Below are 18,265 nucleotides of genomic sequence, written 5' to 3' on the forward strand. Positions count from 1 at the left end.
CAGGTTGGGCCATGCGTATTGATCAGATGCTCGTCACGCGCGGACTGGCGCCATCACGCTCCCGCGCTCAGGATCTGATCAAACGCGGCTTCGTATCGGTAGCAGGCGTGCGCTGCGATAAGCCGGCGTATGACGCGAAAGACGATGTCGCCATTGCGATCTCGGCTGACGCCCCGAGCTACGTTTCCCGAGGTGCGGAGAAGCTGCTCGCCGCGCTGGAACACTTCGATCTCGAAGTTGCCGGTCGTGTCGCCCTCGATGTCGGCGCTTCCACCGGTGGGTTCACGCAGGTGCTGTTGGAACGCGGCGCCGATCGCGTTTATGCCGTCGATGTTGGGACCGCCCAACTCCACGAACGGCTGCGGAATGATCCTCGGGTGATCTCGATCGAGAACGCAGATGCCCGCGCATTGACCGCCGTCGAGATACCGGAACGCATTGGCGCTATCGTGATGGATGTGAGCTTCATTTCAGCAACCAAAGTGCTGCCTGCCGTTCTTCCGTTTGCCGCGCCCGGCGCCTGGCTCGTCGTGCTTGTGAAGCCGCAATTTGAAATCGGCCGCGAGAACATTGGCAGCGGCGGCATCGTTCGCGATGACGACGCCCGACGCATGGCGCTCGATGGCGTACGTGAGTTCCTCGCAGCCCGGCAGGGTTGGTCGATCCTTGGCGATTTGCCGTCGCCGATCCTGGGCGGTTCGGGCAACGCAGAATTCCTGCTCGGAGCGCGTTTCAATGGCTGATATACGCCAGCTTCGAATCGATCGGCTCGGCGCCCAGGGCGACGGTATTGCCGATGTCGACACAAAGAATATCTTCGTGCCGTATGCGCTGCCCGGCGAAAGCATCGAAGCCGAGGTCGAAGGCGATCGCGGTCGTTTGCTGCGCGTCATCGAGCCCAGCAGCGATCGCGTCACGCCAATCTGCAAACATTTCGGAGCGTGCGGTGGCTGCAGCGTGCAGGATCTGGCGGTCGATGCCTATGCGGCCTGGAAGCGCGAACTCGTCATCCAGGCGTTCTCTGCTCGCGGATTAAATCCGGTTGTCGAGCCGCTGCAGCGGCCGCAAGGCAAGCGAAGGCGAGCGGTGCTTACGGCTATGCGCTCGGACGCTGGTATCGCGATCGGCTTTCACGAGGCTGCATCTCACGCTCTCGTCGCGATAAATGAGTGCCCGGTTCTCGAGCCCAAGATCGTCTCGGCCTTGCCATCGATTGGAAATCTAATTGCCCCGCTCCTGTCCAAGCGTGGCGAGGCGCGGCTGACGATAACGCTCACGAGTGCAGGTCTCGACGTCGACATAGAGGGAACGGGCAGACAGCTAACCCCAGACGTGCGCATTGCACTTGCGTCAGCCGCGAGCGCGCTCGGCCTGGCCCGTGTTGTTGTCGGTGGGGACATCATCGTAGAGACCTTGCAGCCGTTTCTAAGATTTGGCCCGGCCGACGTTGTGCTTCCACCGGGCGTGTTCGTTCAGGCCGTAGAAGCGGCGGAAAGTGAAATCGCGCGGCGGATCGTGGCGTCTCTGAGTAAGGTCAAGAAGGTCGCGGATCTTTTCTGCGGCATGGGCGCCTTCACGTTTCCGATCGCGGAGAAAGCGCGCGTAGCTGCATTCGACGGCAGCCGCACTGCAATCGCTGCGCTTTCCGATGCAGCGAAGAAGACATCCGGTCTGAAGCCGGTCCTCGCGACAGTGCGCGATCTTTTTCGCGACCCATTATCACCGATCGAACTCAACGAATTCGATGTCGTCGTTTTCGACCCGCCGCGGGCAGGAGCGGAAGCGCAGTCGGAGCGCCTCGCGCGCTCAAAGGTGAAAACCGCTATTGCTGTCTCATGCAATCCCGCGACGCTGGCGCGCGACGCGCGTCATCTCGTCGACGGCGGCTTCAAGATCGACAGCGTGACGCCGATCGACCAGTTTGCATACTCCGCCCACGTTGAGGTCGTTGCCGTCTTCCGGCGTTAGCTCCCGGTAAGAATATGATCGACGTATGCGGGCACGATCTCGGTTGCGCGGCCGTAGATTGCTTCATCGAACAAGCTCGCCCCCTCGGACGGCTCGAGATTTAGCTCGACCGTGTGCGCGCCATGCTCACGCGCCTCCGCTACGAAGCCTGCGGCCGGGTAGACGTGCCCGCTGGTACCGATTGAGATGAAAAGATCAGCTTCTCCGAGCAGAGCTGTGATCCTACCCATTTGATAGGGCATTTCGCCGAACCAGACCACATCCGGCCGCATGCCGCCCGGTAATCCGCAAAATGGGCATGACGTATGAACGTGAAGATCATCATGCCAGGCAAAGCGATGTTTGCAGAAGGTGCAGAGTGCCTTAAATAATTCGCCGTGCATGTGGATCAGCGAGTGCGATCCGGCGGCTTCGTGAAGCGCGTCGATGTTCTGCGTAACGACGGTGAAATTTCCTTGGTGCGCTTCAAGCTTGGCCAGCGCCAAATGCGCGGCGTTGGGTTTAATGCCGCCATGCGCACGTCGCCGCGAATTATAGAAGTCGAGAACGAGCGCGGGATCGCGCTGAAATCCTTCGGGCGTCGCGACATCACGCCAATCGTTTTTGGCCCAGATCCCATCGGGGTCCCGAAACGTGGGAACACCGCTTTCCGCCGACAGGCCCGCGCCCGTCAAGACGACGATGTTGTTATACCGCGCGATCAAGAGACCCCGTTGCGTTATGCGCCCGTCTGGCCGCGGTGGCGTAGAAAGTGATCGGCCAGAACGATCGCCATCATGGCCTCGCCGACCGGTACCGCACGAATGCCCACACAGGGATCGTGCCGGCCTTTTGTTATGATTTCGCTCTCGTGCCCTTGGCGATCGATCGTTCTTCTCGGAGAAAGTATCGACGAGGTCGGTTTTACCGCGAATCGGCAGACGATCGGCTGCCCGGTCGAGATCCCACCGAGAATCCCCCCCGCGTGGTTCGACAGAAACTCCGGCGCGCCATCAGCGCCGATGCGAAGCTCGTCGGCGTTCTGTTCGCCCGTCAATTCGGCGGACGCCATGCCGTCCCCGATCTCGACGCCCTTGACTGCGTTGATGGACATCATCGCGCTGGCGAGGTCCTGGTCGAGCTTTCCGTAGAGGGGCGCGCCCCAACCCGCCGGTACACCTTCAGCGACCACCTCAATGATCGCGCCGACCGATGAACCGGCCTTGCGGACCTTATCGAGATAATCGGCCCAATGCTCGGCGGCCTGCTTATCGGGGGAGAAGAAGGGGTTGTTTTGAACCTCTTCCCAGTCCCAGTTGCCGCGATCGACTTTGATCTGTCCGATCTGGACAAGGGCGCCACGCACTTTGACGCCGGCGATGACCTTCCGGGCTACCGCTCCTGCCGCCACGCGGGAAGCTGTCTCGCGCGCCGATGATCGGCCGCCGCCGCGGTAGTCGCGGATGCCGTATTTGGCGTCATAGGTGAAGTCGGCATGGCCAGGCCGGAACTTGTCTTTGATGTCGCTATAATCTTTCGATCGTTGGTCGGTATTTTCGATTTCGAGGGCAATCGGCGTCCCGGTCGCCACCTGCTTCCCGGACGCGTCGGGAAAGACGCCGGACAGGATCTTCACCGCATCCGCCTCCTGGCGCTGCGTGGTGAAGCGGGATTGTCCCGGCTTGCGCTTGTCGAGGTACGCCTGGATCTCCGCAGCATCGAGTGCGATGCCAGGGGGACAGCCGTCCACGACTGCTCCGATCGCGGGGCCATGGCTTTCGCCCCAGGTCGTCACGCGGAAGAGATGGCCGAAGGTGTTGTGAGACATTTGCCTGAAATGCGGATCTGGGGCCGATCGAGCGCGTCGATGGCTCTGCAACGATTGTTGCCGGGCTGCGTCACTGCCTTTCTTAGGTGGCTGCGGGAATGGCGGCAAGAGCGCTTGTCGGGCAAACCCGCGTGACAACCCCGGGCGACGCAGATTAACTCGCTTCAGTACCGCGTTCGTCGGCAGTTCGTTGCTCTGACGATGGGACGAAGCAGGCATGTCCGTATTCGACCGGCAACTCGGCCGAGCCCGTATTCGCTGCCTGACAGCAGCCTGCGGTGCATCGAAGGATCGCATGTTGCGAGGGAATATGGACCGGTCGCTCCACCTGAGCGACCGCGCTGGAAGCCAAGTCTCAATCGATTCGAGCAGCTCCATGCCGGCTACAGGAAAAAGACCGTTCTTCCCGGATTGAGCCCCGGGTCGAGGGGTCTTTCAGCATGCACTCCTCATCGAGTGCCAGGAGCCGGAGAGCCGCATCTCCGGCTCTTTTGTTTGCAAGGCTGCGGACCGCTACAGCCACTGCATTTTTCCATGCGAGAGGCGAAGAATCTTGTCCTGCGGCACTTCGAGGAACGGCACCAAGGCCCTGTCGATTCCAAGCAAAGCGCCGCGCGCCACCCTGCTGACCCCACCATGGCTGACAGCGACTGTGCTCTTCTCCAAGCCGGCGAGCCAAGCGGAAACGCGCTGCTCGAGATCGCGGTAGCTTTCGCCATCGCGCGGGCGCCAACCGTAGGGATCCGCATTTTTGCCAGCGAACCCTTCAGGATCCTTTGCCGGCAATTCGGCTGCAAGTTCGCCTTCCCAATGGCCGTAACTCAGCTCAGCGATATCGGGAACCCGGCGGAAATCGTCAGCGTCCAGCCCAAGTGCCGCTCGGATGAGCTGCATTGTCTCGATCGCACGCTGCAAAGGACTTGAAACGAAGTCGAAGTCAGCGATCTCCGGCATCGAAGCATTGAGGATGCCGCCGTGACGCTGCGCCTGCGCTCGGCCGTTCGAATTCAGCGGAATATCCCGCTGGCCTTGGTAGCGCGCTTCCCGGTTCCAGTCGGTTTCGCCATGACGAATGAGGTAGAGCGCGACGCCTGGCTTCAACCAGACAGTCGCCGTCGCTCCGACGTTCACGCGTCCTCGCTCTTGACGACCGAAATGTCCGGCGCTTCCTCGTTCTTCATGCCCTGCACGTGATAGCCGCTATCCACGTGATGGATTTCGCCGGTAACGCCGCGCGACAGGTCTGAAAGAAGATAGAGGCCAGCGTTGCCGACGTCTTCGATGGTAACGTTGCGGCGCAGAGCCGAATTGTACTCGTTCCACTTCAGGATGTAACGGAAGTCGGCGATGCCGGAAGCCGCGAGCGTCTTAATGGGCCCTGCGGAGATTGCGTTGACGCGAATGCTGTTGCGGCCGAGGTCGGCAGCGAGATAGCGCACGCTCGCCTCCAAAGCGGCTTTCGCCACGCCCATCACGTTGTAATGCGGCATGACCTTCTCGGCGCCATAGTAGCTCAGCGTGATCAGCGAGCCGCCGTTCGGCATCAGCTTCTCAGCGCGTTGAGCGAGCGCCGTGAACGAGTAGCAGGAGATGAGGAGGCTCTGCGTGAAATTCTTTTCGGTCGTATCGACGTATCGCCCATCAAGTTCGTTTTTGTCGGAGTAGGCGATCGCGTGCACGAGGAAGTCGAGATTGCCCCACGTCTTTTCCAACGCGGCGAACACGCTGTCGATCGAAGACGAATCCGTCACATCGCAATGCAAGACCGATTTCGCACCAAGTTCCGCCGCTAAAGGTTCGACCCGCTTCTTGAGCGCATCCCCCTGATACGTCAAAGCGATTTCGGCCCCTTGTGCGGCGCAAGCTTTTGCGATGCCCCAGGCGATCGATCGGTTGTTCGCGACTCCCATGATCAGGCCACGCTTGCCGGCCATTAAAGAACCTGAGGGGATGGACGTGTTCGATTGATGCCCCGCCATGGGCGCTGTTTTCCTTGGTTATTCCGATTGGGGTGGTGAGTTTGGCCGCATCCTACACAAATGCCCCTTCCGGTCCAGATGCCCGGAGGGGCAGTTTGCGCGGCCATTGGCCCCGAAGCCCGGCATTCGGCATTTTCAGCCGATGCCACGTAGCCGGAGAGAAGGTTAGTGGGCGGCCATTTCCACTGCCTTTTCAGTCAGTTTCGGGCGCTCTGAACCAGCGATACGGCCATCATCGATCGTGATGATGCGATCGGCATAAGGCAGCGTGCGATGATCGTGGGTCACCGCCAAAACGGCCCTGCGGGTGTCCTGAGCAACTTTCGCCAGCAGCTCCATGACCGCCAGCCCGTTCTTGGCATCAAGCGCCGCTGTGGGTTCGTCCGCCAGGATCACCGACGGAGACCCAGCAAGCGCGCGTGCGATCGAAACACGCTGCTTTTCACCGCCCGACATTTTCGACGGCATGGCCTTAATGCGGTGGCCGAGCCCGACGGCTTCCAAAGCGTCAGCCGCCTGATCGTAAGCGTCGGGTCCGTTCAGATCGCGCAAATCGAGAGCAAGCATCACGTTTTCGACTGCCGAGAGAGTCGGCACCAGATTGTAGGACTGGAACACGAACCCGACGTGCTTGCGGCGGAGCTTCGCAAGCTGCTCCTTGTTCATGGTGTGCGTCTGCAGGCCTCCGATCGTCAGGCGGCCCTGGGTGGGCGAGAGGATGCAGCCCAGAATGGACAGGAGTGTCGTCTTGCCGGAACCGGAGGGACCCATCATCAAGGTCAGCTCACCGGTGTGCAATTGGAGGTCGACACCCTTGAGGACTTTGTTCTCGCTCGCGCCGGCCCCCAGCACCTTCACGATGCCTTCAGCTTCGACAATCACTTTCGATTCGGTCGTCATGTTAGAATTCCTTCCCTCAGATTAGCGGCTGAACACGACGGCCGGATCGATACGAACAACCTTGATGATGGCGCTGATGGCGGCGAACACGCACATGCCGATTGTTATCGCGAAGAGCTGTGCGGCCAGCGGCACCGTCATGATGATGGTGAGCTTTGTATCCTGTGCAAGATGAATGGCGAGCAACGCCAGGCTCATTCCCAAGACGTAACCGATCAATCCGGAAAGTACGGCTTGAATGAGGATCACCTTGACAATGTACCCAGCCCCGGCACCGAGGGCGCGCAACGTTGCGAACTCGTTGATGTGGTCTTTTGTGCTCGAATAGAGTGTCTGCGCAACGATGACAATGCCGACGATCAGACCCAGGAGTTTTCCGGCATCGAGCGCGGCACCCGCGCCGGTCTGCTTCAACCAGTAGTCCTGACTGCGGGTGCGGAACTCGGCCTGCGTTAGGACTTCCGTGTCGGGAAGGCGGGCCTGAATTTCATTGCGCACCGTCTCGATGTTCGCACCGGGAAGAAGCTTCACGCGCTGATAGCTTGCCTGCTCTTGATTGGCTCCCGACAGCCTGCGCGCTTCATCGATCGATGTGAAGACGAACGGCAACGTCGTGAATGAGCGCACGCGCTTCGTGATCGCCACCAGCTTGACGGCAGTTCCGTTGAGCTCGGCATTCTCTCCGAGTTTGCTCACTCCAAGATCGTTGAAGTAGCTGCGGTCTATCGCAACGGTGTTGGGAGCTTCGAGCGCGCCACGGCTGCCTTCGATGATGTTGGCAGGAAGAGCCTTCGGGCTGTCGCCCGCCGTACCGATTAGCAGCACAGTCGTTTCGCCACCGAGCGGCTTACGCCAGCGAGCGAAGGAAACGACCATATCCTCCGAAGCTTCGACGCCAGGCGCCGACAACGCGGTGTAGCGTTCCCGTCCCGACAGGAACGACGGATCGTCGTAGCTCTTCGTTCCGAGCGGCACGACCCAAAGATCAGCGGGCGCTGCGTCGATGATCGTCGCAATCTTGTTTGCAGATCCCAGATAGATGCCGGACTGAATGGCGACCAAAACAACCGAAAAGAGGATGCCCACGATCGTGACGATGAAGCTCAACCGGTCATGGAAAAGATTGCGGTAGGCGAGCTTGAAGACCATCGGCAGCCGCCGGCCGCGCGACCTTGGACGTTGCGATTGCGCGGCGCGCTGATGAGCGAATGGCTGGGCTGTTACTGCGAGTTCCATGACCTGGTCCTTCCCTGAGGCGTTGGTCGGACAATAAAGGATATAGTTGTGTGCGGATGTTTCCCAGGGCACATAGCATTTGGCCCTGGGGCTACTCTCATTCGCAAGGAACATCGACGAGTGCGGCAATGGCCGGTGAATACCGCCGGCAGACGTGCTTCGTTTCTGCTCCGCCAGCGTTTTCACCGCTATCTTTCTTTGCCGCGTCGGACGCGTTGTCAGCGGTGTTTTCGGCCGTCGAAATTTTCCCGGCCGGAGCGGACGTCGCTTTGGTTACCTCCGCATCGCTTTTCTTGATCACTGTTTTCTCTGCAGCCGGCGTTGACGGCGCGGTGGTGAGCATGTCCTCCCGCTTCGCCTCTTGGAGAACGGGCTTCTCGATGACGGCTTCGGCCACTTGGGGCTGAGGCTGCTTCTTAACCTTGACGACCCTGCGAGCCGGGGCATCGTCTTCAAGATCTCTACGGGCGTAACGGGGCTTCTCGGCCTGACGGAAATCCCGAGCGCTGTAGCTCTCGTTCGAATGTGCAACGAACGAGCCGAGCGGGAAGCCGAAGCCGACGCGAACGCCATCGGCATGGGCCGTGTTGGCTGCCGTCAGGGCGGCCACGACAGCGGCGAGTGCGATTGTTGTCTTCGTCATCGTAGCCTCCACAGGCAACTGGTTACTTGTTTGGGTCCGGGCCATCCCGGTTCATGAGCCGACAATGCTCCGCCGCGCGCCGATCCGCTGTTCCTGCTGGAACATGGCGGACGGCCGAATATTAAATCATGATTTCAGTAGGTTAGGCTGCGATGCGCATCTCGGCAGTTGCGGCCTGTGCATGGCGCGTTGGGGCGGTCATCGCTTCCAAGGCGATCAGCAGCCGCTGAGAGTTGAAGCCGAACCGGATGTTTAGCGGCTGCGCGGCAGTCCAGTGCGCCAGCGCACCGAAGACCGGATAACCACGCTCGAGAAACAGCGCCTTGACGCGGCGGCTGCTGAACACTGCGAGGAGCGCGCGAAAGCGAAGTGCGATCGCCACGCGCGAATTGGCGGTGCCCTGATACTCGTTCCAGATCTTCTCCTCCAGCTCGCGGATCTCGCCTTCGTTCAGTCCACGAAGCAAGGCCAGGCCCCGACCGCTGTCGATCAGCAGCCTCAGAACGAATGCGATATCGGACGCGTCCACGGTGGGGACGTCGGCTACATTGAGCGTGCTGTGCATCGCGCGGTCTCCTTCAATCTTTAGAGGGCGATGCCGCCGAAGGCCGCCCAGGGCGATCCGGCAAGCACAATGATATCGCGAGCTTTGAAGCTGCCGATCTCGAAATGGACCTCATGACCTTCGAGATCATCGCGGCGATTGCGGATCTCGCCGCCATCGAAACGGTAGCTGCGTCCGTCTTCTGCGCGAATAACGCCGATGCCGAGATCGGCGCGGAATTTCTTGATTTCTCCGTACATCTTTGTCTCCCGCATAAGCCTTGGTTTCTGATGATTGCAGGATGACGGTGGCTTCGGACTTTCGCTGTTCCGGCCGAAACAGGATGCGTACGGAGCGTTTTCAGCATGAAAAAAAATTGGCGGGAGAGGCGTGCCGATCGGGCCGCATGCCCCGATTGCACATCTCTCCCGCCTTCAGGCCGGCAGCGGCTTCACTAAGGAGGAAGCGAGCCGCCGCTGGCTTTCACTAATCCTCCAAGCTCCGCGCCGCGATACGAGTGAGGCGCGGAGCTTCGGGAGGAGCGGCGCGTCGCGCCGTTACTTGAAAAAAGCGTCTGCTCGCATGCCGGGAAGCAGCGGAGGATTACCCTCCAGATCGACGGTCACTTCGAGCACTTCGACATCGGTCGGCCGGCGTGCGCCACGTAGCGCGAACTGCGGTGAAGTGAGTGTCGGAGCGAGATCAGCAACCGTGCCGTCGAACTCCTTGCCGGGATAAGCATTGCTCTTCACTTTGACCCTGCCGCCGACCTTGATCTTCGAGACGTCGATCTCGTCGACTTCAGCCTTCAGGCGCACGACCGACATGTCACCAAGAACCACGAGCGACTGCTCAGGAGAGGGCGAAACCATTTCGCCTGCCTTTGCGGGGAGCTGCAGAACAGTGCCGGCAACCGGGGCGCGGACACGGGTTTTCTCGAGCAAAGCCTCAGCGACGGCCACATCGGAACGCGCCGCCTGAAGTGCCGATTCCAGCCGGTTTGGCGCAGGAACATCGGGTTTGGCTTGCGCGGTGGCGTAGGTTGCGCGGGCCTTCTGCAGCTTCGTCTTCGCTTTGGCGAGATCGTCACGAGCATCTGCAACGCGAGCCGCGCTGCCGGTTCCTTGCCGTTCTGCCTGAAGCTCGTACTCGAGTCCGAACCGAGCATTGGTCAAAGCGCGCTCAGCGGAGAAGACGTTGTCTTCGGCGGTACGAAGTTCATCGCGCGCCTTATCCAGCGGCTGAGCATCGCGCTCGCGTTTGCGTGAAGCAGCTTCCGTTTCCGCGGCCTGAAGGCGCGCGCGCGCTTCTTCATCGTCGAGACGGATCAGAAGCTCACCTTCTTCGACCTTGTCGTTGAGCTTGACGTTGACTTCGGCAATGCGGCCGAGCAACTGCGCGCCGACACGAACGAGGCCCGACTTCGGTTCGATGCGGCCAGGCGCTGCGGCAGCCCAGTCGATCTTCGACTCGTAAACCTCGTTTTTGATGACGTCGTCGCTGCCCTTTGCGACGAGCAAGTCGCTGTGGGTCAGCGCGATCGCGCCAAAAGCGCCCGCGCCTACGGCCAAAAGCAGGAAAAATGTTTTGGCTATGATGCCGCCGCGTCGCGGACGGTCGTTCTCATCGATGCTCATGTTGCTATCCTCCTTAAAGATGCAGTTGCTGGCCAAGCGAAATCTCGAACCAACTTCACGAGCGAAATTAGAGACTTTAACCCGCCTTTGCTGTTTCGGCCGGAACAGGTGAAAAACGTGATGAAAAATGCTCGCAAAGGCGATGGCGGCAAGATCTTACAGCGAATGATCCGCATAAATACAAAAAAGCTCCGGGGGCCCGGAGCTTTTGAAATCGCCTCTTCGAACGGTGTTTCCTAATTCTCTACTGGCACATCTCGCGAAGGGTCCAGCCCACGATCTTGCAGCTTTCCGCGCCGCTCGCCGTGATGATGCATTTGCGGTTCGGCAGACGCTGATAATCGCAATAGTAGTTGCCCGAGTGGCCGGAATAGCCATGCATCGGCTTTGCAAACTGGTAGTCCTGGATGAACACTTCCTTCGCGCCGCCACCTGCGTTGGCAGCGGAAGTGCCGAAGGCGATTGCAGCGAAAGCAGCGGCGACTGTCAGGGCGTTGGCGAATTTCGTCATTTCTAGTTCCTCCTTGAGATGAGCATCGCGCTCTGTGTTTGATGGAGGCACTGTAGATGTGGAGCCGGGTACCGGCTGTTCCGGGTGGAACAAGCTTAATTGGCGTGCTCGACCACGAAGTTGCCCGAGTAGTATAGTTCTCCATGGCAACGTAGCAAAACATCGAAGGAGCGAGGTGAAAGTGCGTAAGCTATGGAATTCAGGCGTGAACCTCTTCTCGATGCTGACGGCACCTTCGAGCCGGGCGCCGAGCAATCCTCCCACGGGGAACGGACACGACTTCGAGTTCACCGGCATTGACGGCGCGCCGCTGAAACTTTCAGCGTGGCGCGGTCGTCCTCTTCTGATCGTCAACACCGCCTCGCTCTGCGGCTTCACCAAGCAGTACGGAGATTTGCAGGAGCTTTGGCGGCGTTACGAATCCGCGGGGCTCATCGTCATCGCCGTGCCGTCGAACGATTTTGGTGAGCAGGAGCCTGACGCTGACGGCGAAATACGCGCGTTCTGCCAGGGCGTTTTCGGCGTCACATTCCCGATTGCTTCAAAGCAGCCAGTGATCGGGCCTGATGCGCACCCGTTCTACAAGTGGGCAGCTGATGCCGTGGGGCCGGGAGGAGCGCCGACGTGGAACTTCCACAAATACCTTGTTGGTCGTGACGGCCAGCTTCTGCGATCGTTCTCGACTAGGCTTTCGCCAACGTCGACAGAGATCATCTCGTGGATCGAAAAGGCGATCGAGCAACCCACGCCCGCTGCCGCATAGAGAGGCACTTGGCCCGGCCAAAATGAAAAAGGCGCGCCAATCGGTCGGCGCGCCCTTTCGTTTGTCGGTGAGCGCCAAAACTACTTCGCAGGACCGGTCTCGATAGGAAGCCCGTTCTCCTGACCCCATTCGGCCCAGCTGCCATCATAGACGGCAGCATTCGTCTGTCCCACGACGGCAAGGGCGAGCGCCAGCATCGAAGCCGTTACGCCCGAGCCGCAGGTCGTCACCACCGGCTTCGATGGGTCTATGCCGATATCGGCGAACAGCTTTTTGAGTTCGTCGGCTGACTTATAGGTCCCGTCCGGGTTCAGAAGCTTCTGCGACGGCAGGTTCTTGGAACCTGGAATGTGACCTTGTCTCAGACCTGGGCGCGGCTCCGGAACTTTGCCCTCGAAACGGCCGGCGGGTCGAGCATCGACAATCTGGACCCCGTTCTTTTTGAGCAAGGCCTTCATGTCTTCCAGATCGCGGAGGATCTCGGTGTTCTGTAGCGGCGTATAGTGCCGCTCAGAGCGCTTCGGCGGCGGACCGTCTTCCGTTGGCCGCCCTTCGGCCTTCCATTTTTTGAGGCCGCCATTCAAGACGGCGACGTCCCGGTGGCCCATCGCACGGAATGTCCACCAAACGCGCGCTGCCGAGAAGATTCCGGTGGTGTCGTAAACGACGATTCGCGCGCCGTCGCCGATGCCCATTTTCTTCATGCGGGACGCAAATTTCACGGTCGAGGGCAGCATGTGGGGAAGGGACGATTTCTCGTCTGACAGGTCGTCGATATCGAAGAACAGCGCGCCGGGGATATGCTCGGCGAGATACTCCTTCTTGGCGTCGCGGTTTTCGGTCGGAAGATGCCAGCTGCCGTCTAGAATTATCAAATCGGGCGATGACAGGTGATCAGCGAGCCAATCTGTCTCGACGATCCAGTTTTTGGCGGTGTCAGGCAAGGACGGTCCTACAGGTTATCGAAAATGACATTCGTGGAGGTGGGTGTGGACATAGGCAAATCTACTCGGCCCCGCAAGCTGAAGTAGGGTTTTTGCGGCTCTAGGGCAATGCACGGCCGATCCAAGATTGGAGGCTCCGGCGACATCGTTTCCGCGTTGTTTTCGGTTTCGCTTTTCAGTATGACACGCCCTCCCGGCGGCGCATGCGCATCCGGTTCGAAGCCAAGGCGATGAGCCGGGCTCATGTATGGCTGCGGGCGTGGCGGAACTGGTAGACGCACTGGATTTAGGTTCCAGCGGCGCAAGTCGTGGGGGTTCAAATCCCTCCGCCCGCACCAACATCGACATAACGTTCTGAAAAATCGCGCGTTCTCGCATCCCCTACGCCGCATGCGCCCGTGCTTGCGGATTCGTTAATGCATGTCTAAAGCATCGCTCCACTGGGCGGTCTTTCCGGGCCAGTTGAAGGTTCTTTTGGCGTGGTTTTGGCCGTCGTGACGCGAACGGGTCGCGGCAATTCCGGATTGAGCAGTAATGTCACGAAAATGGCTGGTCGCCGGCGGGGGAATATCTGGACTGGCCGCCGCCCAGTGTTTGCAAGCCAGCGGCCGCGACTATGTTCTGCTCGAGCGTTGCCCCGCCGTTGGCGGCCTAACTCGGACGACCCAAGTCGAAGATTTCTGCTTCGACTACACCGGCCACTTTCTCCATCTCCGTCGCTATCCCTCGCCGGGGCAAGTGCCGTATGCGCATCTGAACGACGACGATTGGGAAACCGTCGAACGCAAGTCCTACTTCTACGCCGGCGGCCGTTTGATTACGGCGCCGATCCAATACCACCTCGGTGAGTTGCCGCATGACCTCCGCAACGCCTGCGAAGCGTCTTACGACCAACGGCCGGCGCCGAATGGGGATGTCACCGGCTTTCGTGATTTCATCGTTTCAGGTTTCGGCCAGGTCGTAGCCGACAATTTTCTCATTCCGCAAAACGAAAAGACGATGGCGACGCCGCTTGGGCGCTTGTCGATCGGCGCGGTCAAGCGCTTCTTCCCATTGCCGGACGAGAAGCGCATTCGTGCCGGTTTCGCCAACACGGGCGAGCAGTTTGCGGAGTACAACTCGACCTTTTGGTATCCTAAGCGCGGCGGGATAGACGTTCTGACGCGCGGTCTGGCGCAAGGTTTGACAAACGTCGCAACAACCGAGGAGATCGTTCGGCTCGATCTTCATAACCGGGTCGCGACCACCAGCTCGGGACTGAGCGTCGCCTGGGAGAAAATGTTTCCCAGCATTCCGTTGAAAGCGCTCTGCGGTTTGTCCGGCGATCCGGAGCTTTTGGATGCAGCATCTAAGCTGAGCCACAGTTCCACGATCAGCTTCAACTTCGGCGTTCGCGGCAGGCTGCCTGAGTCACTGAAGGACGCCCACTGGGTTTACGTCCCTGATCGCGACATTCCTTTCTACCGCTTCGGCTGCTACTCGAACATCAGCTCCGCAATGGCGTCGCACGGATTGAACGCGGTCTATGTCGAGGTCGGCGTACCGGGCGAGCAGATCGACAGTGTCGACATCGTCTCTAAGACACAAGCCGCTGTAATCCGATCCCTGGAATCGCTCGGATGGGTGAAGAGCCAGGACATCATTTGCTCCGTGACGCACGTGATACGCTGCGCCTACGTTCACCACACGCCCGAGCGTGACCGGCTTGTGGAAGACATTCTTTCCCGGCTCAATGAGGTCGGCATACATCCCATCGGCCGCTATGGGCTATGGGATTATGTGGGCATGGAGGATTCCATAAACTCCGCCCTGTCGACCGTCGAGGCGCAGCTCTGAGGGAGATCGGCGCGTGAAATCTCTGATCGTGACGGCTGATGATTTCGGAATGTCGCTGCCTGTCAATGAGGGCATCGAGGCCTCTCATACGGAAGGCATTCTTTCGGCGACGAGCCTTATGACCGGCGGCGAAGCGTTCGAAGACGCTGTGGACCGGGCGCGGCGATTGCCCGATCTCGGCGTCGGCCTTCACATCCATTTGGTGGATAGCCGCCCTGTCCTGCCGCCGGAGCAGATACCGGATCTCGTCGACCCGGAGGGCAACTTCTCCAACAATCCGGAAGCTTTCGGATTTAAGCTGTTCTTCTCTCCTGAAATGCGCCGCCAGGCCGAAGCCGAGATCACGGCGCAGTTCGAGCGCTTCGCACGCACCGGGCTCGTGATGGACCATGTTAATGGCCATCACCATTTTCATATGCATCCCGTTGTCACCGACGCGATCGCCAAGCTGGCGCCGAGATTTGGTTCGCCGCCGGTGCGATTCCCCGTCGAACCCTTCGGTCCGTCATGGCGAGCAGGGGCCGACAAGCCGATCCGGCGCTTTTTCAACTGGGCGTTCTACGCGGGTCTGACGCAACGCATGCGCCGTAAACTCGAATCGGCGGGCCTCGCTCTCAACGATCAGGTTTTCGGCGTTACGGATACGGGAGGCATGACCGAGGGGCGGCTGCTCGCCTATCTGGACCATCTTCCCGATGGAATCACCGAGGTTTACGCGCACCCGGCCATGGCGGCGAGCGATCCCGCGGCTTATCCTTCCTTTGAGGAATACCGAGGTCTGATCAGCCCCGAAGTCCGGGCTAAAGTTGAGGCTCTCGGGCTGCACCCGCTGACATTCAAAGCCGCATTTGCAACGTAAATCTAGAATGCCGCTACATTTGTGCTAGGCCGGTCACGCTGTGGCCCCACCTCCGCAGCACCCTTCGCGCACTTGCCTTGGAGACACTTGACGAATGGATCTGCCAATCTTCGTTCTGAACCCATTCGTGATCGCCGGCGTCATTCTCGGTCTTGCAGCTCTCGCCTATTTGGTGCTGGCGCTCTATTTCACATGGCGCTTCCGCGAGAAGCCGGTGACACCCGCTGCTGGGTTCAGGCCGCCCGTTTCCGTCCTGAAACCCGTGCACGGTGCGCAACCCTTCCTCTACGAATGCCTGCGCACTTTCTGCGATCAGGACTGGCCTGAGTACGAAGTGATCTTCGGCGCGCACTCGGAAAGTGATCCGGCGGTGGCCGTCGTCAAGCGCCTGATGAGCGAATTTCCGGATCGCGATTTGCGTCTCGTCGTTGACGCGAGCCTCGTCGGCCCAAATCCACGCGCATCAAATCTTGCAAATATCTACCGGGCGGCCCGTTACGACATTCTGATTGTTGCGGACGCTGATCTCAAGGTCGATCGCAATTGCATCGCCTCGCTCGCAGCACCGCTGATCGATCCAAAGGTCGGCGCGGTGGCCTCGATCTATAAAGGTCTGCCCTACGGGGGAGCCGCTGCCGCCGACTTCGGCACCATGAACATCAGCGACTGGTTCGCGCCATCTGTACTCGTCGACGTCGGTCTTCGCGGCATCGATTTCGTATTCGCGATGTGCAGCGTTCGCCGCGAGGCGCTCGAATCGTTCGGCGGCTTCAATCACCTCGCGAACTTCTTTCCCGACGATTTTGCGCTGGGCAACCTCACGGCGCAGCGCGGCTATCAGGTGGTGCTGTCGTCATACTGTTGCGACACCATCGTCGCCGAGAAAAGCTTCTCTGAACTCTTCCGTCACGAAATCCTATGGCAGCGCATGGAGCGGTTCTGTCGCCCAGGCGACCATTTCATGTCGGTGATCACGTGGCCGCTGCCCCTTCTGCTTGTTCTATTGCTTCCCTGGCCGACAGTGGTCGGACTAGGCATCATCGCAACCGAAATCGTTCTCCGAATTGCGCTTCACTATCAGGTCCGCCGGAGCTTCAGGATGAACACGCCTGCGCAGCCGTGGCTTGTTCCAATCCGGGAGTGCGTCTGCTTTTTTGCTTGGGCATTCGGCCTGTTCGGCAACAAAGTGAAATGGGGCAAAAACATCTTCACCTATGAGACATTCCGGAAGCTCATCGCGGACGGCCGGAACGTCACCCCACTCGGCGGCGACCGCGTCGCGACCTCTCTCGGAGAGAAGTGATGAGCGCTGACGTCGACACGAAATCGGGAGCGTCGCGGACCGCGTTCTTCATTGCCGCGACCCTGGGCATTCTGCTGGCCGTCTGCCTCATTGCCTATTTTGGCATCTCCGAAGTTTGGGATGCCATGGCCACGGCAGGCTTCAGTGGAATGGCGGCCGTGCTCTGCGCCTATTTTCTTTCGCTATCGTTCTGCGCCTGGAGCTGGCGTGTTCTTTTGATTGAGAAGTACCCGCAAAACCGGGGCGCTACGTTCCTTTGGGCCCGCTGGATCCGCGATAGCGTCGGCAACCTTCTTGCCATTGTGCCCGGAGCCGGTGAGGCGGCGGGCGCCCGCGAGCTGACGAAACACGGCCTGCGGATGAACGTCGCGGCGGCAACCACCATCGTCGACATGACGACCGAGATGCTGAGTCAGCTCATTTACACCTTCATGGGACTGGCCTTCCTTTTCGCCTATCATCCGAGCGAACCCGTCGCCTGGTGGGCAGCTGGGGGCCTCGTCGTGGCGACGATCGCCGTGATAGGATTTCTCGTCGCTCAGAGGCACGGGCTCATCCTGTTCCTGGAGTCGCTTCCAGCCAAACTGGGTTTCACCCGTGCGTGGGAAGGGCTGTCGGACACCGGCACGATCCATACCGCTATTCAGGGAATTTACAGCGACAAGCGTGCGGTTGCCGCGTCGATCGGCCTTCATGTCGCTGGCTGGCTGGCCGGGGCACTGGAAACGTGGCTCGCGCTCTGGTTCATGGGCCACAGTTTGTCTGCGGGCGATGTTCTGTCGCTCGAAAGCCTGGTGTTCGCATTACGGACGGCGGCATTCGTCGTACCCTGGGCCGCGGGCGTGCAGGAAGGCGGCTATGTCGTCGTCGGAGCGCTGTTCGGTTTGGGTCCGGACGTCGCGCTCGCGCTTTCCCTGCTGAAGCGCGCCAAAGAGGTCATCATAGGCGTACCAGGACTGCTCGCCTGGCATGTCTCGGAAGGCAAGCGCTTCTGGCAAGGACGTCTGGCTGAGTCCCGGAAGTGACACGCGACCTGATGTCGGTGCCCGTGACAACATCAAAGCTTTATACGAATGGTCTATCGCGTTTAGTCTGCGATTGAACGCGGTAGCCTGGAAACGATCATGCTTCGTCTTGCCATCGCCTGTGTTTTAGCTGCGTGTCTCGGCCTTTGGGCGTCGTCGGCTGAAGCGGGGCGCAGGCCGCGCTGCGATGGAAACTTCCAGTATGTGCAGGGTGGATGGACGTCGACGCCGTATTGCCGCGCCGATCAGATCGCGCGGGTTGCGCGCGAGGCGGGCGTTCATACGACAGCCGAGGCGTTGTTGGCGCACC

Annotated in this window: 19 protein-coding genes, 1 tRNA gene and 1 pseudogene; 9 read left to right on the plus strand and 12 right to left on the minus strand. The window is 60.0% G+C overall.

Features of this window, described 5'->3' with window-relative positions:
* Window positions 1-11 precede the first annotated feature (11 nt).
* Together EKK30_RS13415 and EKK30_RS13420 are read left to right on the plus strand one after the other, a co-directional pair.
* On the plus strand, window positions 12-743 hold the full coding sequence (locus tag EKK30_RS13415; RefSeq protein ID WP_290985959.1) for a TlyA family RNA methyltransferase: 732 nt from the start codon (window positions 12-14) through the stop codon (window positions 741-743).
* Window positions 736-1,968, plus strand: coding sequence for a class I SAM-dependent RNA methyltransferase (locus tag EKK30_RS13420; protein ID WP_290985961.1), 1,233 nt, complete (start codon window positions 736-738; stop codon window positions 1,966-1,968). Before EKK30_RS13415 ends, EKK30_RS13420 begins: the two co-directional genes overlap by 8 nt.
* Here EKK30_RS13420 and EKK30_RS13425 read toward each other — a convergent pair.
* The 11 genes from EKK30_RS13425 to EKK30_RS13475 form a co-directional block, all read right to left on the minus strand.
* Window positions 1,965-2,669 (minus strand): NAD-dependent deacylase, encoded by a 705-nt coding sequence (locus tag EKK30_RS13425; protein WP_290986524.1) that lies wholly within the window; start codon window positions 2,667-2,669, stop codon window positions 1,965-1,967. The genes EKK30_RS13420 and EKK30_RS13425 overlap by 4 nt on opposite strands.
* 17 nt (window positions 2,670-2,686) lie before the next feature.
* Window positions 2,687-3,775 carry a chorismate synthase gene (gene aroC / locus EKK30_RS13430; RefSeq protein ID WP_290985962.1) on the minus strand — a complete coding sequence of 363 codons (1,089 nt, stop codon included), beginning with the start codon at window positions 3,773-3,775 and terminating at the stop codon, window positions 2,687-2,689.
* A 513-nt stretch (window positions 3,776-4,288) separates the two neighbouring features.
* Entirely contained in the window at window positions 4,289-4,906 is a 618-nt protein-coding gene (locus EKK30_RS13435) for a histidine phosphatase family protein (protein WP_290985963.1), read from the minus strand.
* Window positions 4,903-5,754, minus strand: coding sequence for an enoyl-ACP reductase FabI (fabI, locus tag EKK30_RS13440; protein WP_290985964.1), 852 nt, complete (start codon window positions 5,752-5,754; stop codon window positions 4,903-4,905). The genes EKK30_RS13435 and fabI overlap by 4 nt, the downstream gene beginning before the upstream one ends.
* A gap of 165 nt (window positions 5,755-5,919) precedes the next feature.
* On the minus strand, window positions 5,920-6,654 hold the full coding sequence (locus tag EKK30_RS13445) for an ABC transporter ATP-binding protein (RefSeq protein WP_290985965.1): 735 nt from the start codon (window positions 6,652-6,654) through the stop codon (window positions 5,920-5,922).
* Between the two features lie 21 nt (window positions 6,655-6,675).
* Complete coding sequence (locus EKK30_RS13450; protein WP_290985967.1) at window positions 6,676-7,890, minus strand: ABC transporter permease; 1,215 nt, start codon at window positions 7,888-7,890, stop codon at window positions 6,676-6,678.
* A 97-nt stretch (window positions 7,891-7,987) separates the two neighbouring features.
* The gene (locus EKK30_RS13455; protein ID WP_290985968.1) at window positions 7,988-8,533 is read right to left on the minus strand and encodes a hypothetical protein; all 546 of its coding nucleotides are present in this window, start codon (window positions 8,531-8,533) and stop codon (window positions 7,988-7,990) included.
* A gap of 142 nt (window positions 8,534-8,675) precedes the next feature.
* Window positions 8,676-9,098, minus strand: a complete 423-nt coding sequence (locus tag EKK30_RS13460; RefSeq protein ID WP_290985969.1) for a hypothetical protein — start codon at window positions 9,096-9,098, stop codon at window positions 8,676-8,678.
* Window positions 9,099-9,118: 20 nt separating this feature from the next.
* Window positions 9,119-9,337: a hypothetical protein gene (locus tag EKK30_RS13465; protein WP_290985970.1), complete on the minus strand. Its 219-nt coding sequence runs from the start codon at window positions 9,335-9,337 to the stop codon at window positions 9,119-9,121.
* 297 nt (window positions 9,338-9,634) lie between these two features.
* The gene (locus tag EKK30_RS13470) at window positions 9,635-10,714 is read right to left on the minus strand and encodes an efflux RND transporter periplasmic adaptor subunit (RefSeq protein WP_290985971.1); all 1,080 of its coding nucleotides are present in this window, start codon (window positions 10,712-10,714) and stop codon (window positions 9,635-9,637) included.
* 244 nt (window positions 10,715-10,958) lie between these two features.
* A complete protein-coding gene (locus EKK30_RS13475) occupies window positions 10,959-11,225 on the minus strand; it encodes a hypothetical protein (protein WP_290985973.1) in 267 nt (88 codons plus the stop codon).
* A 181-nt stretch (window positions 11,226-11,406) separates the two neighbouring features.
* On the opposite strand from EKK30_RS13475, the gene EKK30_RS13480 reads away from it, so the two are divergent.
* Window positions 11,407-11,988, plus strand: a complete 582-nt coding sequence (locus tag EKK30_RS13480) for a glutathione peroxidase (RefSeq protein WP_290985974.1) — start codon at window positions 11,407-11,409, stop codon at window positions 11,986-11,988.
* An 80-nt stretch (window positions 11,989-12,068) separates the two neighbouring features.
* Here the strand turns inward: EKK30_RS13480 and sseA are convergent, their stop codons facing one another.
* On the minus strand, window positions 12,069-12,932 hold the full coding sequence (gene sseA, locus EKK30_RS13485; protein ID WP_290985975.1) for a 3-mercaptopyruvate sulfurtransferase: 864 nt from the start codon (window positions 12,930-12,932) through the stop codon (window positions 12,069-12,071).
* Between the two features lie 253 nt (window positions 12,933-13,185).
* Between sseA and EKK30_RS13490 the strand changes: the two genes are divergently transcribed.
* From EKK30_RS13490 to EKK30_RS13515, 6 genes and pseudogenes are all read left to right on the plus strand, one after another.
* Window positions 13,186-13,270 (plus strand) — tRNA-Leu (locus EKK30_RS13490).
* Between the two features lie 196 nt (window positions 13,271-13,466).
* Complete coding sequence (locus EKK30_RS13495) at window positions 13,467-14,768, plus strand: NAD(P)-binding protein (RefSeq protein ID WP_290985976.1); 1,302 nt, start codon at window positions 13,467-13,469, stop codon at window positions 14,766-14,768.
* 13 nt (window positions 14,769-14,781) lie between these two features.
* Window positions 14,782-15,627, plus strand: a complete 846-nt coding sequence (gene hpnK, locus EKK30_RS13500) for a hopanoid biosynthesis-associated protein HpnK (RefSeq protein WP_290985977.1) — start codon at window positions 14,782-14,784, stop codon at window positions 15,625-15,627.
* A 94-nt stretch (window positions 15,628-15,721) separates the two neighbouring features.
* Complete coding sequence (hpnI, locus tag EKK30_RS13505) at window positions 15,722-16,930, plus strand: bacteriohopanetetrol glucosamine biosynthesis glycosyltransferase HpnI (RefSeq protein WP_290985978.1); 1,209 nt, start codon at window positions 15,722-15,724, stop codon at window positions 16,928-16,930.
* Window positions 16,930-17,955 carry a lysylphosphatidylglycerol synthase domain-containing protein gene (locus tag EKK30_RS13510; RefSeq protein ID WP_290985980.1) on the plus strand — a complete coding sequence of 342 codons (1,026 nt, stop codon included), beginning with the start codon at window positions 16,930-16,932 and terminating at the stop codon, window positions 17,953-17,955. Before hpnI ends, EKK30_RS13510 begins: the two co-directional genes overlap by 1 nt.
* A gap of 99 nt (window positions 17,956-18,054) precedes the next feature.
* A pseudogene (locus EKK30_RS13515) lies at window positions 18,055-18,265 on the plus strand (hypothetical protein); the annotation flags it as partial.

This window comes from Hyphomicrobium sp., from assembly GCF_003987855.1.
Taxonomy (GTDB): domain Bacteria; phylum Pseudomonadota; class Alphaproteobacteria; order Rhizobiales; family Hyphomicrobiaceae; genus Hyphomicrobium_B.